This is a genomic window from Neptunitalea chrysea, assembly GCF_027924145.1.
Lineage (GTDB): Bacteria > Bacteroidota > Bacteroidia > Flavobacteriales > Flavobacteriaceae > Neptunitalea > Neptunitalea chrysea.
On sequence record NZ_BRVP01000005.1, the window covers coordinates 161,438 to 182,139 of the forward strand.

Genomic DNA, 20,702 nt, shown 5'->3' on the forward strand with positions numbered 1-20,702 from the left:
TTGTTATCCTGGCCAAATTATTATTTGCTGGTCCAATCTGTTTTAAATGTTGTTTTACCTTTTAAAGGATTTGATTCTACCTCAAATGTATTTCCTTTTTTTGTAGCCGTCACATGAGAACTGTTAGCTTCATTAGGAAGATATACAATACCAGAGGCTGTGGTTGTTTCACTATCGGCATATACCTTAAGGGTTAGTTTGCTCCAATCCATATCTTTAGTAGTCTGTGCCAGTTTAATATGAGGTAGAATAGTTCCGTTTTTAACAAGTACAACAATCGGAATATCACCTGCTTTAATTGTATGCCAACCCGCTTTATACACCTTATTGGTTTGGTAATCAATCCAAGTACCTTCTGGTAAATAAACAGCTCTTTCTGTTTCGTCTTCAAATAGAGGGGCTACTAACATGCTAGATCCAAATAGATATTCATTATCAACTAACCACGACCCCGTATCGTTGGGGAACTCTACAAATAAAGCACGCATCATAGGTAATCCTTTTTCTGAACTCTCTTTGGCTTGTGCATAGATATATGGCATTAATTGATAACGCATGTTATCTGCCTTTCTAAAGTCGTTTAAGAATTCTTTGCTATATTCCCAAGGTTCTGTTGGTGGTTCACCATGACTACGAACATGTGAAGTAAGCATTCCGAAAGGTGTCCATCTACGATAAAGGTTTTCAGGGGATTTGGTTACAAATCCGCCCACGTCATGACTCCAGAAAGTAAATCCGCTTAATCCTAAAGACAAACCACCTCTTAAAGTAGCCGCCATAGCCGTATTGGTAGTAGCCGCATCACCACCCCAATGTAATGGATAACGTTGACTACCAGCCCAAGTACTTCTTGCCCAAATTAAGGTATATCCAGTTTCTTTTTTGGTAATGTCTGCAACAGCTTTATTGTAACGTAGAGGGAATAAATTGTGCTCATAGAACCCAGTACGACCGTTGTGATAAATACCGTTTAAAGGAGCTGCTTCTCCAAAATCTACTTTAAAAACACTAACACCTTGATCTAACAAATGCTTTAATTTACCTTGATACCAGTTAACCGTTTCAGGATTTGTAAAATCTAAAACAGCATCCTCATAAGGTAAATTTCCTTTACGGTCTCTTACAGCATAGTCATTTTCTACAATTTCATTGAATAGTGTATTTTTTGGTGTAAAGTAAGGTAACTGCCATAAACAAACATGAAATCCATCGTCTTTCATATCTGAAAGCATATCAACAGGGTCATTAAAACGTTCTGATGCAAATTTATAGTTATTTCTCCAGTCAACATCAAACCAACCTGTATCAAAATGTATTACATCACTAGGGATTTTATACTTTCTAAGGTTTTTAGCGACATCACGACCTTCTTGCTCAGAAAAATAGGTGATTCTACTCATCCAGAAACCAAAAGACCATAAAGGAGGCATTTCAGCTTTTCCTGTCACACCCGTATATTCATCTAATATATCTTTAGGTTCTCCTATAAAGAGGAATAAATCGGCTACATCATCTCCAATCATCATCTTATTAGCACCGCTAAAGTATTTACCAAAATCAACTGTAATAGGAGAGGAGGTATGCATGAAAACGCCATATCCACGATTACTCATGTAAAATGGAATTGGTTTGTACATGGTCTCGTTCTGAACTCCATTGGCATCATCTGTATAAAGTATAACCTTTTGACCTCTTTTATTAAACTCTGTAAACGACTCTCCGCATCCAAATATTTTTTCATCTGGTTGCAGGGTGAATACCGCTGCATAACTTCTGGAATAGTCATTATTTCTTCTCACATATGAGAAAGGAAGTACCGGAGTGTAGGTATTTTGTACATCACTATAATGCAGTGTACTGGTAAGTAGTTTCCTGTTTTCATCATATATTTTAACATGCCATGGCTTAGCTACAATTTCTACTTTTCCATGTACACTTGTGTACGCGTATCCATTTGCAGTTTTAGTGCCCTTCCACAATTCAGGGTGGTTTTCTACTGTACCGTTCACAAGCATTAAAGAGCTTTCCTGATTATGGTATTGTGGTCCAGATGCCATTTTAATTCGAATACTTCTAGTAGATATAAACTGAATTTCGAAAGGTAATTTAGGAGCAGCTTCATATTCCGTAGCTGGAAATTCATTGGCTTTAATAGAGTCTGGCTTTACAAGCATGTTATTAAAAGCCTGCCTTGTTTGGTATGCGTATCTTTTATAAGTAACAGTACCTTTTCCTGTTGCTAAGTCAAAATCAGACAATTCATCCGCAAAGTAAAAGGTATTCTCATAGTTTTCAAAGTCTTTGCTAATATCAACAGGGGCATTCAGAAGATCATCATTCTGTTTTTGCGCCTGTGCATTCCAAATGCCCAAAACACCTGTTAGGGCAATGGTTATTTGAAATAGGAAACTTCTTTTCATCTGTCTATGTTTTTGTTTGTTGTACTTGTCTTTTAAAGATGTGTAAGCTTTAATAAATACACGTCATTTTCTCGTATTGCTATCTTTGACTTATACGTTAAATCATCTGAAATTTCTACTACCTGAGTGTTTATAGGTAATCCGTTACTATTCTCTTTTAAAAGGGTAACCTGTTGTTTTGTAAGTTGATTAGGACTTCCCATTGCCATGTAAAGTGTATATGGGTCGTTTACTTTATAACCAACTTTGTAAGTTTCTAAGGTGTATGTTCCCTTTGGCAAATTGGAAATTTCAACAGATATAAATCCTTTTGATTGTGCAGGTAAATCTTGTGTGTAATAAGTTTGGTTTAATTCGGTATCTCCGGGATGTGTATTAGTGAAATCCCATACTAATAGTTGTACGTCACCGTCTGAATTTTTGCATGCTATCGATTCAACATCTTTGTTTTCTAGTTCTATAGCTCCCAAATTATTTAGAAATTCATAAGCATAATAGGCTGATTTTTTAATTCCTTGTGTATTAAGCAATCCAAATCCACCATGAAATGGAGTAAACCTTGGACCAGCCTCTTCAAATATATCTGTAAATACCCAATATGACATAGAATTAACACTAGTGTCTACTTGTTTAATTTTTTGTAATATAAAAGCAGCCTCGTGGTAACTATCATGAATAGGGTCGCTAGGTGTGTACGAGGAACTCCACTCGGTATAGTGTAATTCAAGATTTGGAAAAGCTGATTCTCTAATTTGTTTGCGCGAGTTTAAAACATCTCCGCTAACACTCCATTCATTCTTATCTAAAATAGTTCCTGAGGTTCCAAATTCATCTAGATATCCATGTTTCACACCATATGAATGAGTAGAAATAAAGTCGATAGGTACTTCGTTTTTATCACAATAGTCAATCATTTCTTCTACCCATGCAGCTCCAGCGGTTGCAGGACCACCAACCTTATATTCATGATTAACATTTTTAATCCCTTCAACAGTATATTTGTAGAGTTTAAAATACTCTTCTTGTGTACCGTACCAAAACACATCCTTTAGATTCGGTTCATTCCATACTTCAAAATACCATGTTTTTACTTCTTGTACTCCATATCGTTCTGTAAAATGAGTGGTAAGATTTTGTATAAAATCCTTCCATTTATTGTAATCTTTAGGCGGAGTAATATTTCCTCGCCACCAGAAAATAGTTTTATCTCCGCTAGCTAAACTTTCGGGCATAAATCCTAGTTCAACAAAAGGTTTTATACCTATGCTTAATAAATAATCATAAAGTACATCAATGTACTGGTAATTATACATAGGGTTTCCTTCTTCATCTTCCTTGTATACTCCCATATCATCAGATAGTAAGCCATGCATCCTGATATACTTAAAATCACAATCATTTTTCACCATTGCCAGCTGTTCCTGCCAGTCGGCTCGTAAACCTTCGTTGGCTCTTCCGGCACCAATACAGGCTTTAAACATGGTATTTAATGTGCCTTCTTCATGGGTATAGTCAATGTTTATTTTTCTTACTTCATTAGAAGACTGAGCAACCATTTGAAAAGAAATACAGAAGGTAAACAGTGATACTAAATAATAGTTAAATTTCATTATACTTAAAGATTTGTTGTTTTAATACTAATTGTATTTTCCTGTAATCCTTCAGCTTTAGCAGTTACTTCAATTTGTCCTGCTTTATCTGTAGATTGTATAATAACAAGGCATTTTCCATTTAATGCTCTGTGTTGTGTTCCCTTAAAAGACTCATGATTAGTGGGGTCACCACTGGCTACTCCAACAATTTCACCGGGACCTTTTACCGAAAAGTATATCTCGTTATTTGCTGTTGGGTGTAAAACATTATCAATGTCGGTTATTTCAACAGTAATAAACGATAGGTCATTACCATCTGCAATAATGGAAGACCGGTCTGCAGATAATTGTAACTTAGCTGGTTTATCAGCCGTTTTTACAATTTTCTCGAGAACTTTTTTTCCGTCTTTTCTTGATATTGCTTTTAGCGTACCTGCTTCATAAGGAATACGCCACATTACATGTAAATCGTCATCTTTTTTAGATTGTACCCCCATAGACTTACCATTAACAAATAATTCCACCTCATCGGCATGATTGTAATATGCCCAAACATCAATTATTTGTCCTTCCTTCCAATTCCAATGAGGTAAAATGTGTAATACATCTTTATCTGTCCATTCACTCTGATACATATAGTAAACATCTTTAGGAAATCCGGCAAGATCCACAATTCCAAAATAAGAACTTCTTGATGGCCATACATAAGGTGTAGGCTCACCTATATAATCAAAGCCTGTCCATATATAGAAACCAGATAAGAAATCATGTTTCTTAATAATTTTCCAAGTAGTTTCATGAAGTGAACCCCATGGAGCTCTTGTTTGGTCAAATGCAGAAACGGTATTATCATCATTTCCTTCCGTAAAGACTAAATCCCAACGTACCGGCCAGATTTTAGTACTGTCTGACGGGAACTCATAATAACCTCTTGTTTCTAGTGCCGATGTTGTTTCGGTTGCAATAAAAGGTGTATTAGGAAAATTAATTTGATGTTTTACATAAGTTTGATGTGCATAATTATAGCCAATTAGATCTAATGCTCCTGAGCCTGCCAATGCATTTGGTTGGTCGGCAGTCTCTTCAAATTGAATTGTTACACTTGGATCAGCTGTATGAATAGGAGGGTTCATAGCAGCGGTAATTGGTCTGGTGCTATCAATGGCTTTTACTATAGCCGCGAGTTCATGACCAATTTCAGCACCTCTTTCATTCCATTGTTCAGGGATTTCGTTTCCAATACTCCATATAAAGACACTAGGGTGATTACGATCTCTTAAAATTAAATCTTCTAAATCTCTTTTATGCCATGCTTCCCAGTAATTGGCATAATCAAACTCCGTTTTAGGTTTTTCCCACATATCATAAGCTTCATCCATTACAATAAATCCCATTTCATCACATAAAGTCAATAATTCTGGAGCAGGAGGGTTGTGTGAAGTACGAATTCCATTAACTCCCATTTCTTTTAGAATTTCTAATTGACGTTCTATAGCTCTAGTGTTAATAGCAGCACCTAAGGGACCTAAATCGTGGTGCATACACACCCCTTTTATTTTTACTTGTTCTCCGTTTAATATAAATCCTTTATCTAAATCAAATGTAAAAGATCTTACACCAAAAGGGGTTGTATATTGATCTACCAACGTATTGTTGATATAAATATTTGTTACAGCTGTGTAAAGCTCAGGATTTTCTACTGACCATAATTTTGGATTTTCCAATGTAATTTGCTGCGTAAGTAGTTGTTCGCCTTGAGCATCAACTTTAAGATTTTCATCTTTAAAGTGAGTAATTTTTTTGTCCTTAAAATAAATATTTGTTTGCACATTAATTTGTTGAGCAGTTGTATTAGAATTGCTAATAGTAATGTCCATTTTAATTTGTGCACTGTCTTTTGTAACCATAGGGGTAGTAATAAATGTTCCCCATGTATTTACATGTAATTTATTGGTGGTTTTTAACCAAACATTTCTATATATTCCACTACCGGAATACCATCTAGAATTTGGTTGTTTACTATTGTCTACCTTAACAAGAATTTCATTGGTAGTATTTTCTCCATATTTAAGATAAGGAGTAAGATCATATTCAAAACTAATGTAACCATTAGGTCTTTTTCCTAAAAAGTGGCCATTTATAAAAACTTTACTTTCCTGATAAACCCCATCAAACATAATAGAGGTAATAGAAAGACTATCTTCTGCTTTTACCGAAAATGTTTTTTTGTACCATCCCATTCCACCGTTTAAAGCACCTCCGCCAATACCAGCAAGACTATTTTCATCAAATTCTTGTTCTATACTATAGTCATGTGGTAGATTTAAAGTACGCCATTTAGTATGAGATCCAATAGAATCTTCAGTAGCATTATTTTTAAGATAAAATTGCCAGTTAGTATTAAAATTTACTTTTCTAGTAGTAGGTGTAGCTACATCAGTTTTACTAGTGCATGACGCTGTAACTATTAAAACTGTTAACAGAAAAATTAGTTTATTAATTACGGGTAACCGGTTCATTGCTTTATTTTTTAATAAATGGCAGCAAGACGTACGTCTTGCTGCCATATGAATCTATATTTAATATATAGTTATTGAGTCAATATTAGCCGTAACAGTCGTTAAGTCTGTAATATCATTAGCCATACCGGCTATATCTATAACAAACACTATACAACCGTCTACACTAGCGCCGCCATCATAAATAACGGTATATGTACCATCTCCCGTTACAGAAATAGTGTCTCCGTTACCCTGAGGAGCCCAGTCAGAATCGGCATAGTAGATAGCTGTATCATAGCTTCCTGTAACACCAGTACCACTAATGGTAAAGGTAACTTCTACATAATTGTCAAATGCAAATAAGCTAGTATCTACAGGAGGAGCTGATGAAGTAGAACCAAAATCGTTGTAAATTTCTATACGAAGGTTACCATTGTTTTCTAGATCACCATAATCAATTAATGTATTGTCTACAGGAATATCTGTGCCGGTTGTAGTACCGCCGCCTGAACCTCCCGAAGATGAAGGGACTAAGTGGTATGCAGTGTATTGTGTCGGATTGTTGATATCATTAACGGCACCTAGCCACATGTCTGTAACGTTTCCATTAGAATCAGTATCAAGATCAAGGATTCTTAATTCGTTATTACCATCTGCATAGAAGTATGCCCAATCAATAACAGAGAATGAAGGAACAGCAATATCAAAAGAATAAGTACCATTAGAACTTAAGGCATATGTGCCAGAAGTAATTGTTCCGTCAGGAGTGTTAAATATCACTGAATTATCACTAGAATCAGTAATCATAGAGAAATCTCCAAAAACAGAAGGATCTGGTGTGCCTAACCAATCAGGATAATCAGCTGCACTGTTCCAATCGTTCATTAAAGAACCATCTAAGTTAGCCCAGTTAATTGGGGTTTCTTCGTCAAGTTTCCACTCTATTGCAGTATTTGTTATTTGAGATACAATATCTTCCCAATCATCTGGTAGTTCTGGCTCTACAACTTCGTCTGTTGCCACCCAATTATCAGAGTACTCTTGAGATATAAAGTTAAAAACTAGCCAAGCATCTTCTTCGGTAGAGCTATCTCTCCAGGCAGCTAACTGCATTGTATCCTCGTCAATAGAAATAATTGTAATATTAGACCAGTCAGATACTACATCATCAAAACCTGCAAGGTGTAACATTTCTGCACCAGTAAATGATAAAGTATAATTATCAGAATCAATAAAGAAAGAACCATTTTGCTCACCCAAAGCAGGCATTTGTGCATGGTTAACATATGCCGTTGCTCCATTTTCTAATCCAAAAGTCATTTGTCCGTGATCTGCAGGATCACCAATCCAAGTGTTGGTAGAATATTCAGGAGGCCAAGACCAACAAGTATCAGTATCATCAGGGTCTGTACACTGAAATTCGTCATCAAACCAAGTGTAATTTTGACCATAATAATATACAGGGCTAGAGAAGTATTTACAAACACCTTCTGCATCTAAATCTAAATACCATGTTTTAGAATATCCAACACCACCACCGGTAATGTTTTCCCATAATTCCCCACTTACATAGTTAAGGTTATTTTCGGTAACTGTAACAGTTATAGGATCTGCAGCTACAGAACCCCCATCTGTCATAGCGGTAAATTGAATTGTATAGGTTCCTGCAAATGGGAATTTAACAGTAACTTCCTCTTTATTAGAAGTACCTAACTCGTATTCCCAATACGCAGAAGCACCTTCTGTTAAATTGGTTAAAATAACGGTATTTCCTCCAGTATCCTGACTATAGTCCTGAACCACCGTGAAGTCTAGTTCATCCTTACTAAGTAGACCACCTATTTCGTATTTGTCTTCACAAGAAACGAATGAGAACATAATCCCTATCAGTAATAAACTAATTTTATGTATTGTTTTCATAATCTTATTTTTTTAATTACCATCCGGTGTTTTGTTGTAAAACACCACCTGATAATGAAATTTGTGTATTTGGTATTTGGAACAACCCTTGAGTAGCTGTAATTTGAGCTCCATCAATGGTTTTAGTAGTTTCTACACCACCGCTATATACAGTAGTAGTTTCGCCAATTGTATTTGCTGCAGTACTAACACCCTGACGTAATAGATCCCAATATCTGATTCCTTCAAGAGCAAATTCTTTATGACGCTCTTCCATAATTCTATCTTGAGTTACGGTAAGTTGTGTATAATCATTTCCTAAAGCACGATGACGAACTTCATCAAAATATGTTTGTGCGTTAGTACTACCTAGCTCTGAAGCCATTAATAAAACATCGGCATATCTTATAACAAAATAATCTTGCATTTGGTTAAGCTGGAAATCGCTATCACCACCAGCAGCAGCTCCAGGATATTCTCCATCCTCTGTTAATAATGGAGTATATTTTTTGTTATAGTATCCTGTATATTCTCTTTGTGCGGTAATATCAACAGGAAGATCTTCATCGTCTACAGAAATCACAGTAGCCCATCTTCTGCTATCACCAGAATCATATAAATCGTAAAGTTTAGAGTTTACTGTAACTCCCCATCCTTGTCCGTAAGGGTATTGGTTTAATCCTCTCATACCAAACATAACCTTCCAAAGGTTACCATCTGTATCCCCAGTATAATTACTAGTATAAGTGTATTTTACAGCGAAAACAATTTCTTCATTATTTTCACCCGCATAGTTCTCAACGTCTGCAGCTTCCCATAAGGTACCAAAATCAGATACAAGTGCATGTCCGCTAGAAGCAATAACATCTTCTAAATGATCTAATGCATCTGATTGACTCACTAAGCCTACTAAATCAGATTTACTATAATAACCAGTATAATACAGATAAACTCTGGCCAACATAGATTTAGCTGCCCAACGTGTGATTCTACCACTTTCTGTAGATGAATATACTTCATCTGGCAGATTTTCTGCTGCATATAAAAGATCTTCAGCAATTACGGTATAAACTTCATCTGGGTCAGATTGTGGTATATTATCTGTAGTAGGTTCTGTAACTAAAGGAATATTTCCCCATAGTCTAACCATATCAAAGTAAGAGTAAGCACGTATGAATTTTGCTTCGGCTTCATATTGAGCTCTAGCGTTGTCATCATCCCATGTAATTTGATCCATTTTTTGTAAAAGTACATTACAACGGTAAATTGCTCTATAATAATTAATCCAAATATTATTGTAAAGGTCAGTATAACTTGGCGCTCTACTAATATCAAATTCATCTATTACTTGATAGTTATAACCATCAGAAATACCAGTACCTCCAAAACAATCATCAGAACCTACTTCTGATGCGGTATAAAAAGATTCTTTAACTCCTCCTGTGGCTATTTGCATACCGTCATAACATGCAACTAAGGCATCGTAAGCATCGTCTTGAGTTTGGTAGAAGGATTCATTTGATATATTAGTAAGCAATTCGCTTTCAATATCACACGAATTTAAAAGAGAAACCCCCAATACTAATGCGATCGTTTTTAGTAATGCTATATTTTTTATCGATTTCATAATAATGATGATTTTTTAAAATGATACATTTAATCCTAACATATAGGTTCTTGGTCTAGGATAAAAACCAACATCTACACCAGTCGAGAATCCGTAATCGCTATAACCGTCTCCGTCAACATCGCTTGCGTCTGTAAAACCAACTTCAGGATCCATACCTGTATATTTGGTGAAGGTAAATAAATTTTGAACAGAACCATAAATTCTGATTTTATCTGCAAAGAAATTATCCTTCTTAAATAACCTTGATAAATCGTATCCTAGAGTAACAGTACTTATTCTTAAGAAATCACCGTCCTTAACATAGAAATCAGAGAATTCTGTATAGTTTCTATTATCTGTAGTAACTTTTGCTATACTATTTGAAGTACCTTCACCATGCCAACGATCTAATATTTGAGTGGTATTATTGTTATATACGTTAGCTTGGTTACGATATGATTGTACTATTTGATTTCCTAAAACTCCATTTGTTTGAACAAAGAAATCAAATCCTTTATATTCAAGAGAAATAGCAAAACCATAAGTAACATCTGGATTAGGATTTCCTATTTGCGATTTATCGTTTTCATCTATAGTACCATCACCATTTAAATCTACATATTTAAAATCTCCTGGTTCGGCATCAGGTTGTGCACCGTAGGCATCAACTTCATCTTGGTTTTGGAAAACACCAGCTACTTGGTAACCCCAGAAATAACCTACAGGATGTCCGTTTTCTACACGGTTAAATTCAGGAGAGTTGTCCCAAAGTCTTCCCGTTTCACCATGTATAATTCCATCGTCTGTATTAATAGAGTTAACAGTGTTTTTGTTATAAGCACCATTTAATGAAACACTATAACTAAAATCGTCACCAATAAAATCACGATAGGTTAATGATAATTCAACACCTGTGTTTTTAACATTACCACCATTTTCCCACGCAGGATTTGCGCCAGCAGTAGCAAGTACAGAAGGTAAAATTAACCAGTCTTTAGTTGTTTTTTGATACCAGTCAAAAGCAACATTTAATTTATTATTAAGTAATCTAGCATCAAAACCAAAGTCTAATTGCTCAGAAGTCTCCCATTTTATAAGAGGGTTTGCTAAACGTAAAGGATATGCACCAGGAGTTAACACACCTTCATCTTCACCAAAAATATAATTTGTGTTACTATATGTAACTGGAGTTAAATATTGGAATGCTCCTGCATTTTGGTTACCTACTTGTCCCCAGCTCGCTCTAATTTTTAAATAATCTAACCAATTATCTGAAGATGTCATGAAATTTTCACGAGTAATAATCCAACCAGCTGATACAGAAGGGAAATATCCCCATCTGTTGCCTTCTGCAAACTGTGAAGATTCGTCAGCTCTAAAGGTTGCACTAAACATGTATTTTCCATCGAAGTTATAGTTCAAACGACCAAAATAAGATAATCTTTTGTTTTCATTTTCAGGACTTCCCTGAATATCCATTAAAGCACCATCAGTGTTAGTCGCATTATCTAACCATGCATGTTCTAAATCATCATATATTAAATCAACATTTTTTCCGTAAGCAGAACTACCGTTATAGTGATAATAAGAAGTACCAACCATTGTTTCAAAGTTGTGCTTGTCGTCAATATCAAAAGTATAGGTAAGTAAGTTATCTATTAAGGTACTATATCTTTTACCTTCTGATTGGGTAACTGTACTTTGGTTGTTATATGCATATGTAGAAAGACTGTAGATAGGAGTTAGCGTACGAGAAGAAAAAGAATTATAATCTAATCCTAAACTCGTTCTATATTTTAAATTATCTATGATTTCTATTTCAGCCCATACATTTCCTAGTAATCGTTGGTTATCGTTATGATTTTGATTGGTATATACCATGTATGCATAAGGGTTTGCCATACCTGCTATCCATGGATCAGAATCTGATATTGTGTTATAGTAGTTTCCATTAGCATCATAGAAGGGTACCATAGGAGATGTATTGAATGCACTTCTTAACCCATTTGAATATTGGTTACCTACCGAAATACCTTGCTTGTTAATCCAAGCAAAACTTAAGTTCTCTCCAAATTTTACACGACCATCTAATAATTTATGATCTGAATTAAAACGGAAATTATATCTGTCATAATTAGATAAATCTCCACCACTAACAATACCTTCTTGGCTTAGATACGATAATGAAGAAGAATATGAAGAGGTTTCTGATCCACCAGAAATACCAAGAGAGTAGTTAGACATAATAGCTGTGTCTATCATGTGATCTAACCAATTGGTTCCTTCTCCTAATTGATCTACTTCTTCTTGAGACATCGCTAAAGTTTGCCCAGAGTTAATGTATGCTTCGTTAAGAATAGTCATATACTCCTTAGCATTTAATAAATCTATCTCTTTAGCTAAAGTTTGTATCCCGTAGTACGAGTCGAAAGTAATACGTGCTTTACCTTTTTTACCACTTTTAGTAGTAACTAAAATAACTCCGTTAGCAGCTTGTGAACCATAAATAGCCGCAGAAGCAGCATCTTTCAATACCGAAATACTTTCGATATCAGAGCTGTTCAAATACGAAATATCTCCGGTTTGTACACCATCTACAATATACAGAGGAGTAGCATCACCAATGGTACCTACACCACGAATAATTACCTTCATAGCTTCACCTGGCTGTCCTGATGTAGATGAAATCTGTGCACCTGCAGTTTGTCCTTGAAGTGCTTGCATTGCGTTTAACGTATTTTGTTTTGCAATGCTCTCACCTGTAATTTGTTGGTTGGCTCCTGTTACTAATTCTTTTTTCTGAACACCGTATCCAACAACAATTACTTCATCTAATTGTTGAGTGTCGGTTTGTAAAGAAACATCAATTTTAGTTTTTCCATCTATCGCAATCGATTGCGAGATAAAACCAATGTAACTAAACTCTAACGTAGCTCCTGGAGCTACCGTTATGGTATAGTTACCGTCGAAATCTGTGGAAGTACCATTAGAAGTACCTTTTTCCATAATACTTACCCCCGGAATCATCATCTGATCTTCTGCAGATATTACTGTACCAGTAATAGTAGTTTTCTCTTGTGCATGAACACTTTGAAAACTAAGTATACAACTTAGTACAGCAAGACAGAAAAATAAAGATCCCTTAGAGTTGAGATATCTGTTTTTCATAATTAATTAAGGTTAACTGTTATTTGTTTGAAATTGAAAATTATATTGCGTTTGCAATAATTTGTTCGAATAGTTCCTGTTTACCACTGCGTTGTTGTGGTTCTCCGGTTACTTTTGCGATTTCAGAAAGTTGTTCTAGGCTTAAATTTCCTTTCTCAAATTCTGCTCCGTTTCCAGTGTCGAAACTTTCATATCGTTCTTTACGTAATTGTCTGTATTTAGTATTTTTAAGAATATTATCAGCACAAATTAATCCGCGGGCAAATGTGTCCATACCAGAAATGTGTGCTATAAATTTATCTTCTAGATCAGTAGAATTTCTTCTTACTTTAGCATCAAAGTTGATTCCACCACCTTGAATTCCACCACCTTCTAAAATAATTAGCATGGCTTGTGTTACTTCAAAAAGATTAATAGGGAACTGGTCTGTATCCCAACCATTTTGGTAATCTCCTCTGTTAGCATCAATACTACCTAGCTTACCAGCATCTATAGCCACTTGTAATTCGTGTTCAAAAGTATGTCCTGCTAGAGTAGCATGATTTACCTCAAGATTTAGTTTAAAATCATCTTGAAGTCCATATTTATTCATAAATCCTAAACAAGTAGCCGCATCAAAATCGTACTGATGCTTAGTTGGTTCCATAGGTTTTGGCTCAATTAAGAACGTACCTTTAAAACCTTGTTTTCTAGCATAGTCTTTGCAAACAGTTAAGAACTGACCTAAATGATCTAATTCTCTTTGCATATCTGTATTTAAAAGGCTCATATAGCCTTCACGTCCTCCCCAGAATACATAGTTTTCTCCACCTAGCGCAATTGTTGCATCAATAGCTATTTTTGCCTGTGCCGCTGCATGTGACAATACACCAAAATCAGGATTGGTAGAAGCACCATTCATATATCTTGGATTGGTAAACAAGTTAGAAGTTCCCCAAAGTAATTTAATGCCAGTTTCTTCTTGTTTTTCTTTAGCGTAATCTACCATGGTTTGAATACGCTTTTCAAACTCGCCTAGAGTAGGTGCTTCATCTACTACATCTACGTCGTGAAAGCAATAAAATGGAATTCCTAATTTACTAGCAAATTCAAAGGCAGCATCCATTTTATCTTTAGCTCTATCTATAACGTTTTCTTTAGCATCCCAAGAAAATATTTCAGTAGGAGCACCAAATGGGTCACCACCTTTATTATTTAATGTATGCCAATATGCCATTGCAAAACGCAAATGCTCTTTTAAACTTTTACCAGCTACAATACGGTTTTCATCGTACCATTTAAACGCAAGTGGGTTGTCACTTTCATTACCCTCAAATTTTATTTCTTCTATGTTTTTAAAAAAACTTTTTGCTGTTGTATACATAATTAAAAATCGGTTTTAATATGATTTTTCCAATGAGAATATATTTCTTGATATTGTTCCGTTAAATCTTTAGTAGGTTCTAGTTGATTTAGCTTTTCTAAATTAGAAAAGGCTTCATTTAAAGAAGCATAATAGCCAGCTCCATATGCGGCACCTCTTGCAGCTCCTTCAGCTCCTGAAGTGTTATAAAGTTCTAGAGAGGTATTAGTGGTATTCACAAAAATTTCTCTAAAAACTGGACTTAAGAATAAATTTGCTTTACCAGCGCGTACAACTTTACCGGAGACACCTATATCTTTCATTATATCGAATCCAAAATTTAAGGCAAACACAATACCTTCACAAGCTGATCTAACCAACTCTTCTGAATGATGCATGTTAAAATTCAAAAACTCAAGACCTGAGGATGCAGATTTATTATTAAAAATGCGCTCTACACCATTACCAAAAGGGTAGAAGCGCAGTCCTTTACTTCCGGGTTTTGCTTTTTGAGCCAATTGATTTAATTGCTCATAGGCTATTAAATCTGAACTAGAAGTAGAAAGGGTTTTACGTAACCATTGGTATAAAATACCAGACCCATTAATACAAACCATAACTCCGTTACGTTTTTTTTGTTCGGAGTTATTAATATGTAAAAATGTATTTACACGGTTTTGTTTGTCATATGTGTCTTTATCACTTACTGCATAAATTACTGCAGAAGTACCTGCTGTAGTTGCAATTTCACCAGGTTGTAAGGTATTTAATGAAAGCGCATTGTTTGGTTGATCTCCACCACGATATGAAATAATTACATCATCTGAAAAACCAAGCTCGTTAGCCACTGTATGACTAATTTTAGCTTGTTCTCCAAAATTTGGTACAATCTCCGGAACAATCTCAACAGGTAATTGCATACCTTCCATAATTTCGTTTGCTAATCTACCTTCTTTAAAATTCCATAAAGTGGCCTCAGATAATCCTGAAGCTGTAGTTTGCGCTATACCTGAAAGTTTAGCGGCTATGAAGTCTCCTGGTAGCATCATATACGCCGCTTTTTCTAAAACTTCAGGTTGATGTTCCTGCACCCACTTTAATTTGGCAGCGGTAAAATTACCAGGACTACCTAAAAGTGTATTTTGGCAATAATCCTCGCCTATTTGCTGATATGCCTGAGAACCATAAACAGCAGCACGACTATCGCACCATATAATTGCAGGTCGGATTGGTTTTAGATTTGCATCTGTTAATACTAAACCATGCATTTGGTAAGCAATACCAATTGCTTTAATACGGCTAAGTTTAACATGGTGTTTCGCTCCCAAGGCTTTTATACCTTCTTTGGTATATTGCCACCATAGTTCAGGGTCTTGTTCAGCCCATCCAAATTTAGGAGCATTTATTTCCATTTCAGATTCGGGCATGGTAACTGATGCAATACAGTTTCCTTGTTCAGCGTCAAATACTGAAAGCTTTACTGAGGAACTGCCTAAATCTATACCTAAGAAATACATATGTAGTTAGTTTATTAGTTTATTTTTTTGACCAAATATTTTCGATATCCTCTAATGATTTTCCTTTGGTTTCAGGAATTAACTTCCATATGATTATAGCTGAAATTAGAGCCATAAATCCATAAATCCAGTAGGCAAAACCATGATGGAAATTATCATTTAAATAGGTGTTGTTATTCATCATAGGGAAGGTCCATGATACAGCTAGATTAGCCAACCATTGAACGGCTACTGCCACTGCCATAACACCTTTTATTTTATTTGGAAATATTTCAGATAATAGTACCCACGTAACAGGACCCCATGACATGGCAAATGCTGCTATGTATAAAAGCATAAATAGTAGTGCCATAACACCTGTAGATTCAGCATATAAAGTAATCCCAAGTCCTATCATAGCAACAGCCATGAAAATACTTCCGATTAACATTAATTTTTTTCTACCAAAATTGTCTACCGTTGCAATTGCTAATACGGTAAAGACCATATTTATAAGACCTACAATAATGGTTTGAGACATAGAGGCATCTGTTTCCATTCCCATTCCTTTAAATATCTCTGGAGCATAATAGAGAACCACGTTAATACCAACAAACTGTTGAAAAACAGAAAGTAAAAGTCCGATAATTACAATAAGCCATCCGAATGATAACCAGTGTCCTTTTTTAGTACTAAATGAATTTTTAATATTGTTAATAATACTATTTGCTTTGTCTGGACCATTTAAACGAGTAAGAACGTCTAACGCATCTTCTTCTTGTCCTTTCATTACCTGAAAACGAGGTGTTTTAGGAACAGTAAATAATAAAACAAGGAACAACAAGGCAGGAATATTTTCTGATAAAAACATATAGCGCCATCCAGTAGTATTAATCCATTCTTCCGTTTGACCTCTAACTATAAAGTAGTTTACAAAATAGACAATTAGCATACCACCTACGATAGCTAATTGATTAAAGGAAACTAAGCTTCCTCTTTTTTCGGCGGGTGCCATTTCTGCAATATATAGAGGAGAGAGCATACTAGCCAAACCAACGCCAATACCACCTATAATTCTAAAAATAATAAAGGAAGTAAGGATGTTACCACCAAATATGTTTAAGTTATCGGGATATCCTGAACCTAATGCTGAAATGATAAATAAAATAGCCGCTAAAATAAGACCATTTCTCCTTCCTATAGAATTCGCAAGTCGATCTCCTAATGATGCACCAATGATGCAACCTACTAAAGCACTACTTACCATAAAACCTAAAATTGAATTTTTCAAGTTTTCTGTTAACACATTAGGGGTATTTAAAAACCCTGTATAGTAAAAATATCCGCCAACTATTAATAGAACTAAAACGATTCCGGAAGCTTTTATTTTTTGAAAGAATTTATAAAGAAAAGAACTAAATAGACCTAAGATTAATAGGATACAAATAGTTAATATTATTTTGTACTGTAAGATGGCTGCACCTGTAGTGTCTCCAACAGTTTCTAACGCTTCTACAAAAAAATTGTTTAATGACCCAACAGCTCCAGATATTACCGCTGTATCATATCCAAAAAGAAGTCCACCTAAACTAGCAACAAATGTTAAAGTTCTGATAAGACCTTTTCCTGGTACCTTGTTTGATTGATTTAAACTCATTATATAGTCTCTTAAACTTTAAGTTATAGTTATATAGACTACAAGTATAAGTAGTTTTTTTGATATAATCAATAATTTAGCTATTTATTTTATATTTATTAATAATTATTATGAATTATTAATAATATCGTTTATGTGGTGTGAAATTTACACTTATTATTATTTTGACTATTTACAAGGCTTTAAGAGATAATTAACAGATGGTAAAGAATATTTGTAAGATTTTGAATGTTATATAAATATTAAAGAATTTATTGGATATCGGCATTTTAATTGAAAAAAACTTAAATATAACGTTTTCATAAGATAATTTGATACCATAATGAATTCTATCAATTGTTAGTAATACTTATTGAAGTAGATCTTTGTAATTTTGTTTAAAAGAAAATTATGAAGTTTGGAAGCGTTACACATCCTGAATTAGTAGATTTTTCGTTACCAGATGACCATCCTACAACCAAAGATGTTTTATCTAGGGGTAATAAGCCATTACAGGTTTCTGTGGGGTGTGCCAAATGGAATAAACAAGATTTGAAAAATTTCTATCCTAGAGGCACTAAAAATGAGTTAGCCTATTATGCAACTCAGTTTAATAGTATTGAGTTAAATGCTACGTTCTATAGAAATTTCCCTATACCTCAATTTGAAAAATGGTATGAAGCTGTGCCAGTAGACTTTAAGTTTTATCCTAAAATTATGCAACGTGTAAGTCATTTAAAAAGATTAAATGATGTTGAAGAAGCCGTTGATGAGTGTTTAGATGGTTTTGTGCATTTAAAAGAGAAACTAGGAACCATCTTTTTACAATTGCATAATAACTTTGCACCGAAAAATTTTGATAGCGTAGTTAAGTTTGTAGAACAATGGCCTAAAGAATTACCATTAGCAACAGAATTTAGACATACAGATTGGTTTAACGACTCAGTCGTTTCCAAGGAACTTTATCATCTTTTAGGAGAAAACAATGTTACAAATATTATTGTAGATACCGCAGGTAGGAGAGATCTGTTACATATGAGACTAACCAATTTAGAAGCTTTTGTAAGATACGTAGGCGCTAATCATGATAGTGATTACACAAGGCTAGATAAATGGATTGATAAAATTGTAACATGGGAATCGTTAGGATTGGAAAAACTTAATTTTTTCATTCATCAAAACGTAGAAGAGGCATCTCCATTGTTGTCTGCTTATTTTATAGAACAATTAAATGAAAGGTTGAATGTCAACTTACGTATACCCCAAACATTAACTTCAAATAAAAATTTATTTTCATGAGATTTCACACACGTAAATGGGTTAAACCGGAAGATTTAAATGCAAACGGAACTTTATTCGGTGGAAAATTATTAGCTTGGATAGACGAAGAGGCTGCTTTATATAGTATTATTCAATTAGAAAACTCTAAAGTAGTAACAAAATATATGTCTGAAATTAACTTTATGAGTTCTGCTCGTCAGGGCGATATAGTTGAAATAGGAATAGATGTTGTAAAATTTGGTAAGTCATCTTTGGTACTTAAATCAGAGGTGCGCAATAAGATGACTCGAGAAACCATAATAACTGTTGAAAATATTATTATGGTTAATCTAGGTGAACATGGTAGGCCTTTACCACACGGAAAAACCAAAATTGAATATGTTAGAGATCGCTTGGCGGAAGAAAATGATTAGTATTTTCTGTATTAATAAGATGCTCTCCTGAAGGATATTCAAATATTTCAAGGTCAAAATATGCTACAGCTGCAATAAGATGTTCAAATACATCTGCCATAATACGTTCGTAATTAACCCAACGTTTATCGCTACTAAAAGCATAAATTTCTAACGGAATACCTTGAGGTGTAGGGGGGAGTTGTCTGGTCATCATTAGCATTTCTTTATTAAGTGCCGGATGATTTTTTAAATATTCATCGCAATATTTTCTAAACAATCCCATATTGGTTTGTCCTCTACCATTTACCAAGTATGTTTTATCATATCCTTTAGCATCGTTAAATGTATCAATGTCTTTTTGTCTATGATAAATGTATTCTTTTACATCTTGTATTTTAGAAAATCTAGCCAGATCTTCAGTATTTAAAAACTTTATACTATTACTTTTTAAATAGATAGCTCTTTTAATTCTTCTACCACCACTATCTTGCATACCTCTCCAGTTCTGAAAAGAATCGGATATTAAAGAATATGTTGGTATGGTTGTAATAGTATTATCAAAATTTCTAACTTTTACAGTAGTTAGGTTTATTTCAATAACATCTCCATCTGCACCATATTTCTGTTGAGTAATCCAGTCACCAACACGTACCATATCGTTTACAGAAACCTGAATACTCGCCACAAATCCTAAAATGGTATCTTTAAATATTAATAGAATAACAGCCGAAGCAGCCCCAAAAGTACCCAAAGAGGTAAGTAAATCTTTATTGGTTAGTTCTGAGAAAATAAATAAACTGGCAACACACCAAAAAATAATGATAATTATTTGAACAAAACTATCTAGTGGTTTATCTGCAAAGGCTTCTTTTGTTTTTAAAAATTCTTTGATTGTTTTTACCAAGCTTCTACATATCCAAACAACCAATACAATAATATAGATATCGGTTATTTTCAATAAGATGGTTTTCCAATCGGGATCATCAGAAAATATATAGGGTATTGTATTGATAACCAAAGCAAACGGTAGTAAATGACCAACATATTTTGGAAAATTACTTTCCACAAGAAAATCATCAAAGCTTGTTTTTGTTTTGTTAGAAAAAGCTTTAAAGGCGTTTACAATTACTTTTCTTGAAAACCAGTCTAGCAATAAAACTATAATAGTAATAACTACTATCGAAACTAATAGATTGATATTTGAAGCTAATTGATCATCTACATTCTTTTCTAAAAGATAGTTATAAAACCATTTTGAAAGCCACTCTAGATATCCCATTTTAAATTTAAATTTTAGCAAAATTACAAATTACTTTTGTCTTATATATTGTTTGGTTATATACACCTTTAAAGTTTAGCGAAC

Annotated in this window: 12 protein-coding genes; 2 read left to right on the plus strand and 10 right to left on the minus strand. The window is 34.4% G+C overall.

The annotated features are described in order from the left end of the window. Nucleotides 1–20: 20 nt before the first annotated feature. From NBRC110019_RS05045 to xylE, 9 genes are read right to left on the minus strand one after another with little or no spacing between them, the layout of a single operon-like run. Nucleotides 21–2,420, minus strand: a complete 2,400-nt coding sequence (locus tag NBRC110019_RS05045) for a glycoside hydrolase family 31 protein (protein ID WP_281753008.1) — start codon at nucleotides 2,418–2,420, stop codon at nucleotides 21–23. Nucleotides 2,421–2,452: 32 nt separating this feature from the next. Next, the gene (locus NBRC110019_RS05050; RefSeq protein WP_281753009.1) at nucleotides 2,453–4,030 is read right to left on the minus strand and encodes a GH39 family glycosyl hydrolase; all 1,578 of its coding nucleotides are present in this window, start codon (nucleotides 4,028–4,030) and stop codon (nucleotides 2,453–2,455) included. 5 nt (nucleotides 4,031–4,035) lie between these two features. Next, nucleotides 4,036–6,531: a beta-galactosidase GalB gene (galB, locus tag NBRC110019_RS05055; protein WP_281753010.1), complete on the minus strand. Its 2,496-nt coding sequence runs from the start codon at nucleotides 6,529–6,531 to the stop codon at nucleotides 4,036–4,038. Nucleotides 6,532–6,591: 60 nt separating this feature from the next. Further along, nucleotides 6,592–8,433, minus strand: coding sequence for a hypothetical protein (locus NBRC110019_RS05060; RefSeq protein WP_281753011.1), 1,842 nt, complete (start codon nucleotides 8,431–8,433; stop codon nucleotides 6,592–6,594). A 16-nt stretch (nucleotides 8,434–8,449) separates the two neighbouring features. Continuing rightward, a complete protein-coding gene (locus NBRC110019_RS05065; protein ID WP_281753012.1) occupies nucleotides 8,450–10,039 on the minus strand; it encodes a RagB/SusD family nutrient uptake outer membrane protein in 1,590 nt (529 codons plus the stop codon). A 15-nt stretch (nucleotides 10,040–10,054) separates the two neighbouring features. Then, a complete protein-coding gene (locus NBRC110019_RS05070) occupies nucleotides 10,055–13,189 on the minus strand; it encodes a SusC/RagA family TonB-linked outer membrane protein (protein WP_281753013.1) in 3,135 nt (1,044 codons plus the stop codon). Between the two features lie 40 nt (nucleotides 13,190–13,229). Continuing rightward, a complete protein-coding gene (gene xylA, locus NBRC110019_RS05075; protein ID WP_281753014.1) occupies nucleotides 13,230–14,552 on the minus strand; it encodes a xylose isomerase in 1,323 nt (440 codons plus the stop codon). 2 nt (nucleotides 14,553–14,554) lie between these two features. Continuing rightward, nucleotides 14,555–16,048 (minus strand): xylulokinase, encoded by a 1,494-nt coding sequence (locus tag NBRC110019_RS05080; RefSeq protein ID WP_281753015.1) that lies wholly within the window; start codon nucleotides 16,046–16,048, stop codon nucleotides 14,555–14,557. A 19-nt stretch (nucleotides 16,049–16,067) separates the two neighbouring features. Further along, complete coding sequence (gene xylE / locus NBRC110019_RS05085; protein ID WP_281753016.1) at nucleotides 16,068–17,684, minus strand: D-xylose transporter XylE; 1,617 nt, start codon at nucleotides 17,682–17,684, stop codon at nucleotides 16,068–16,070. 390 nt (nucleotides 17,685–18,074) lie between these two features. Here xylE and NBRC110019_RS05090 point away from each other — a divergent pair, with 390 nt between their 5' ends. Beyond that, on the plus strand, nucleotides 18,075–18,962 hold the full coding sequence (locus NBRC110019_RS05090; RefSeq protein ID WP_281753017.1) for a DUF72 domain-containing protein: 888 nt from the start codon (nucleotides 18,075–18,077) through the stop codon (nucleotides 18,960–18,962). Beyond that, nucleotides 18,959–19,357, plus strand: a complete 399-nt coding sequence (locus NBRC110019_RS05095; protein ID WP_281753018.1) for an acyl-CoA thioesterase — start codon at nucleotides 18,959–18,961, stop codon at nucleotides 19,355–19,357. The genes NBRC110019_RS05090 and NBRC110019_RS05095 overlap by 4 nt, the downstream gene beginning before the upstream one ends. Here the strand turns inward: NBRC110019_RS05095 and NBRC110019_RS05100 are convergent. Next, nucleotides 19,326–20,618: a mechanosensitive ion channel family protein gene (locus NBRC110019_RS05100; RefSeq protein WP_281753019.1), complete on the minus strand. Its 1,293-nt coding sequence runs from the start codon at nucleotides 20,616–20,618 to the stop codon at nucleotides 19,326–19,328. The two genes, NBRC110019_RS05095 and NBRC110019_RS05100, sit on opposite strands and share 32 nt — an antisense overlap. Nucleotides 20,619–20,702: the final 84 nt, after the last annotated feature.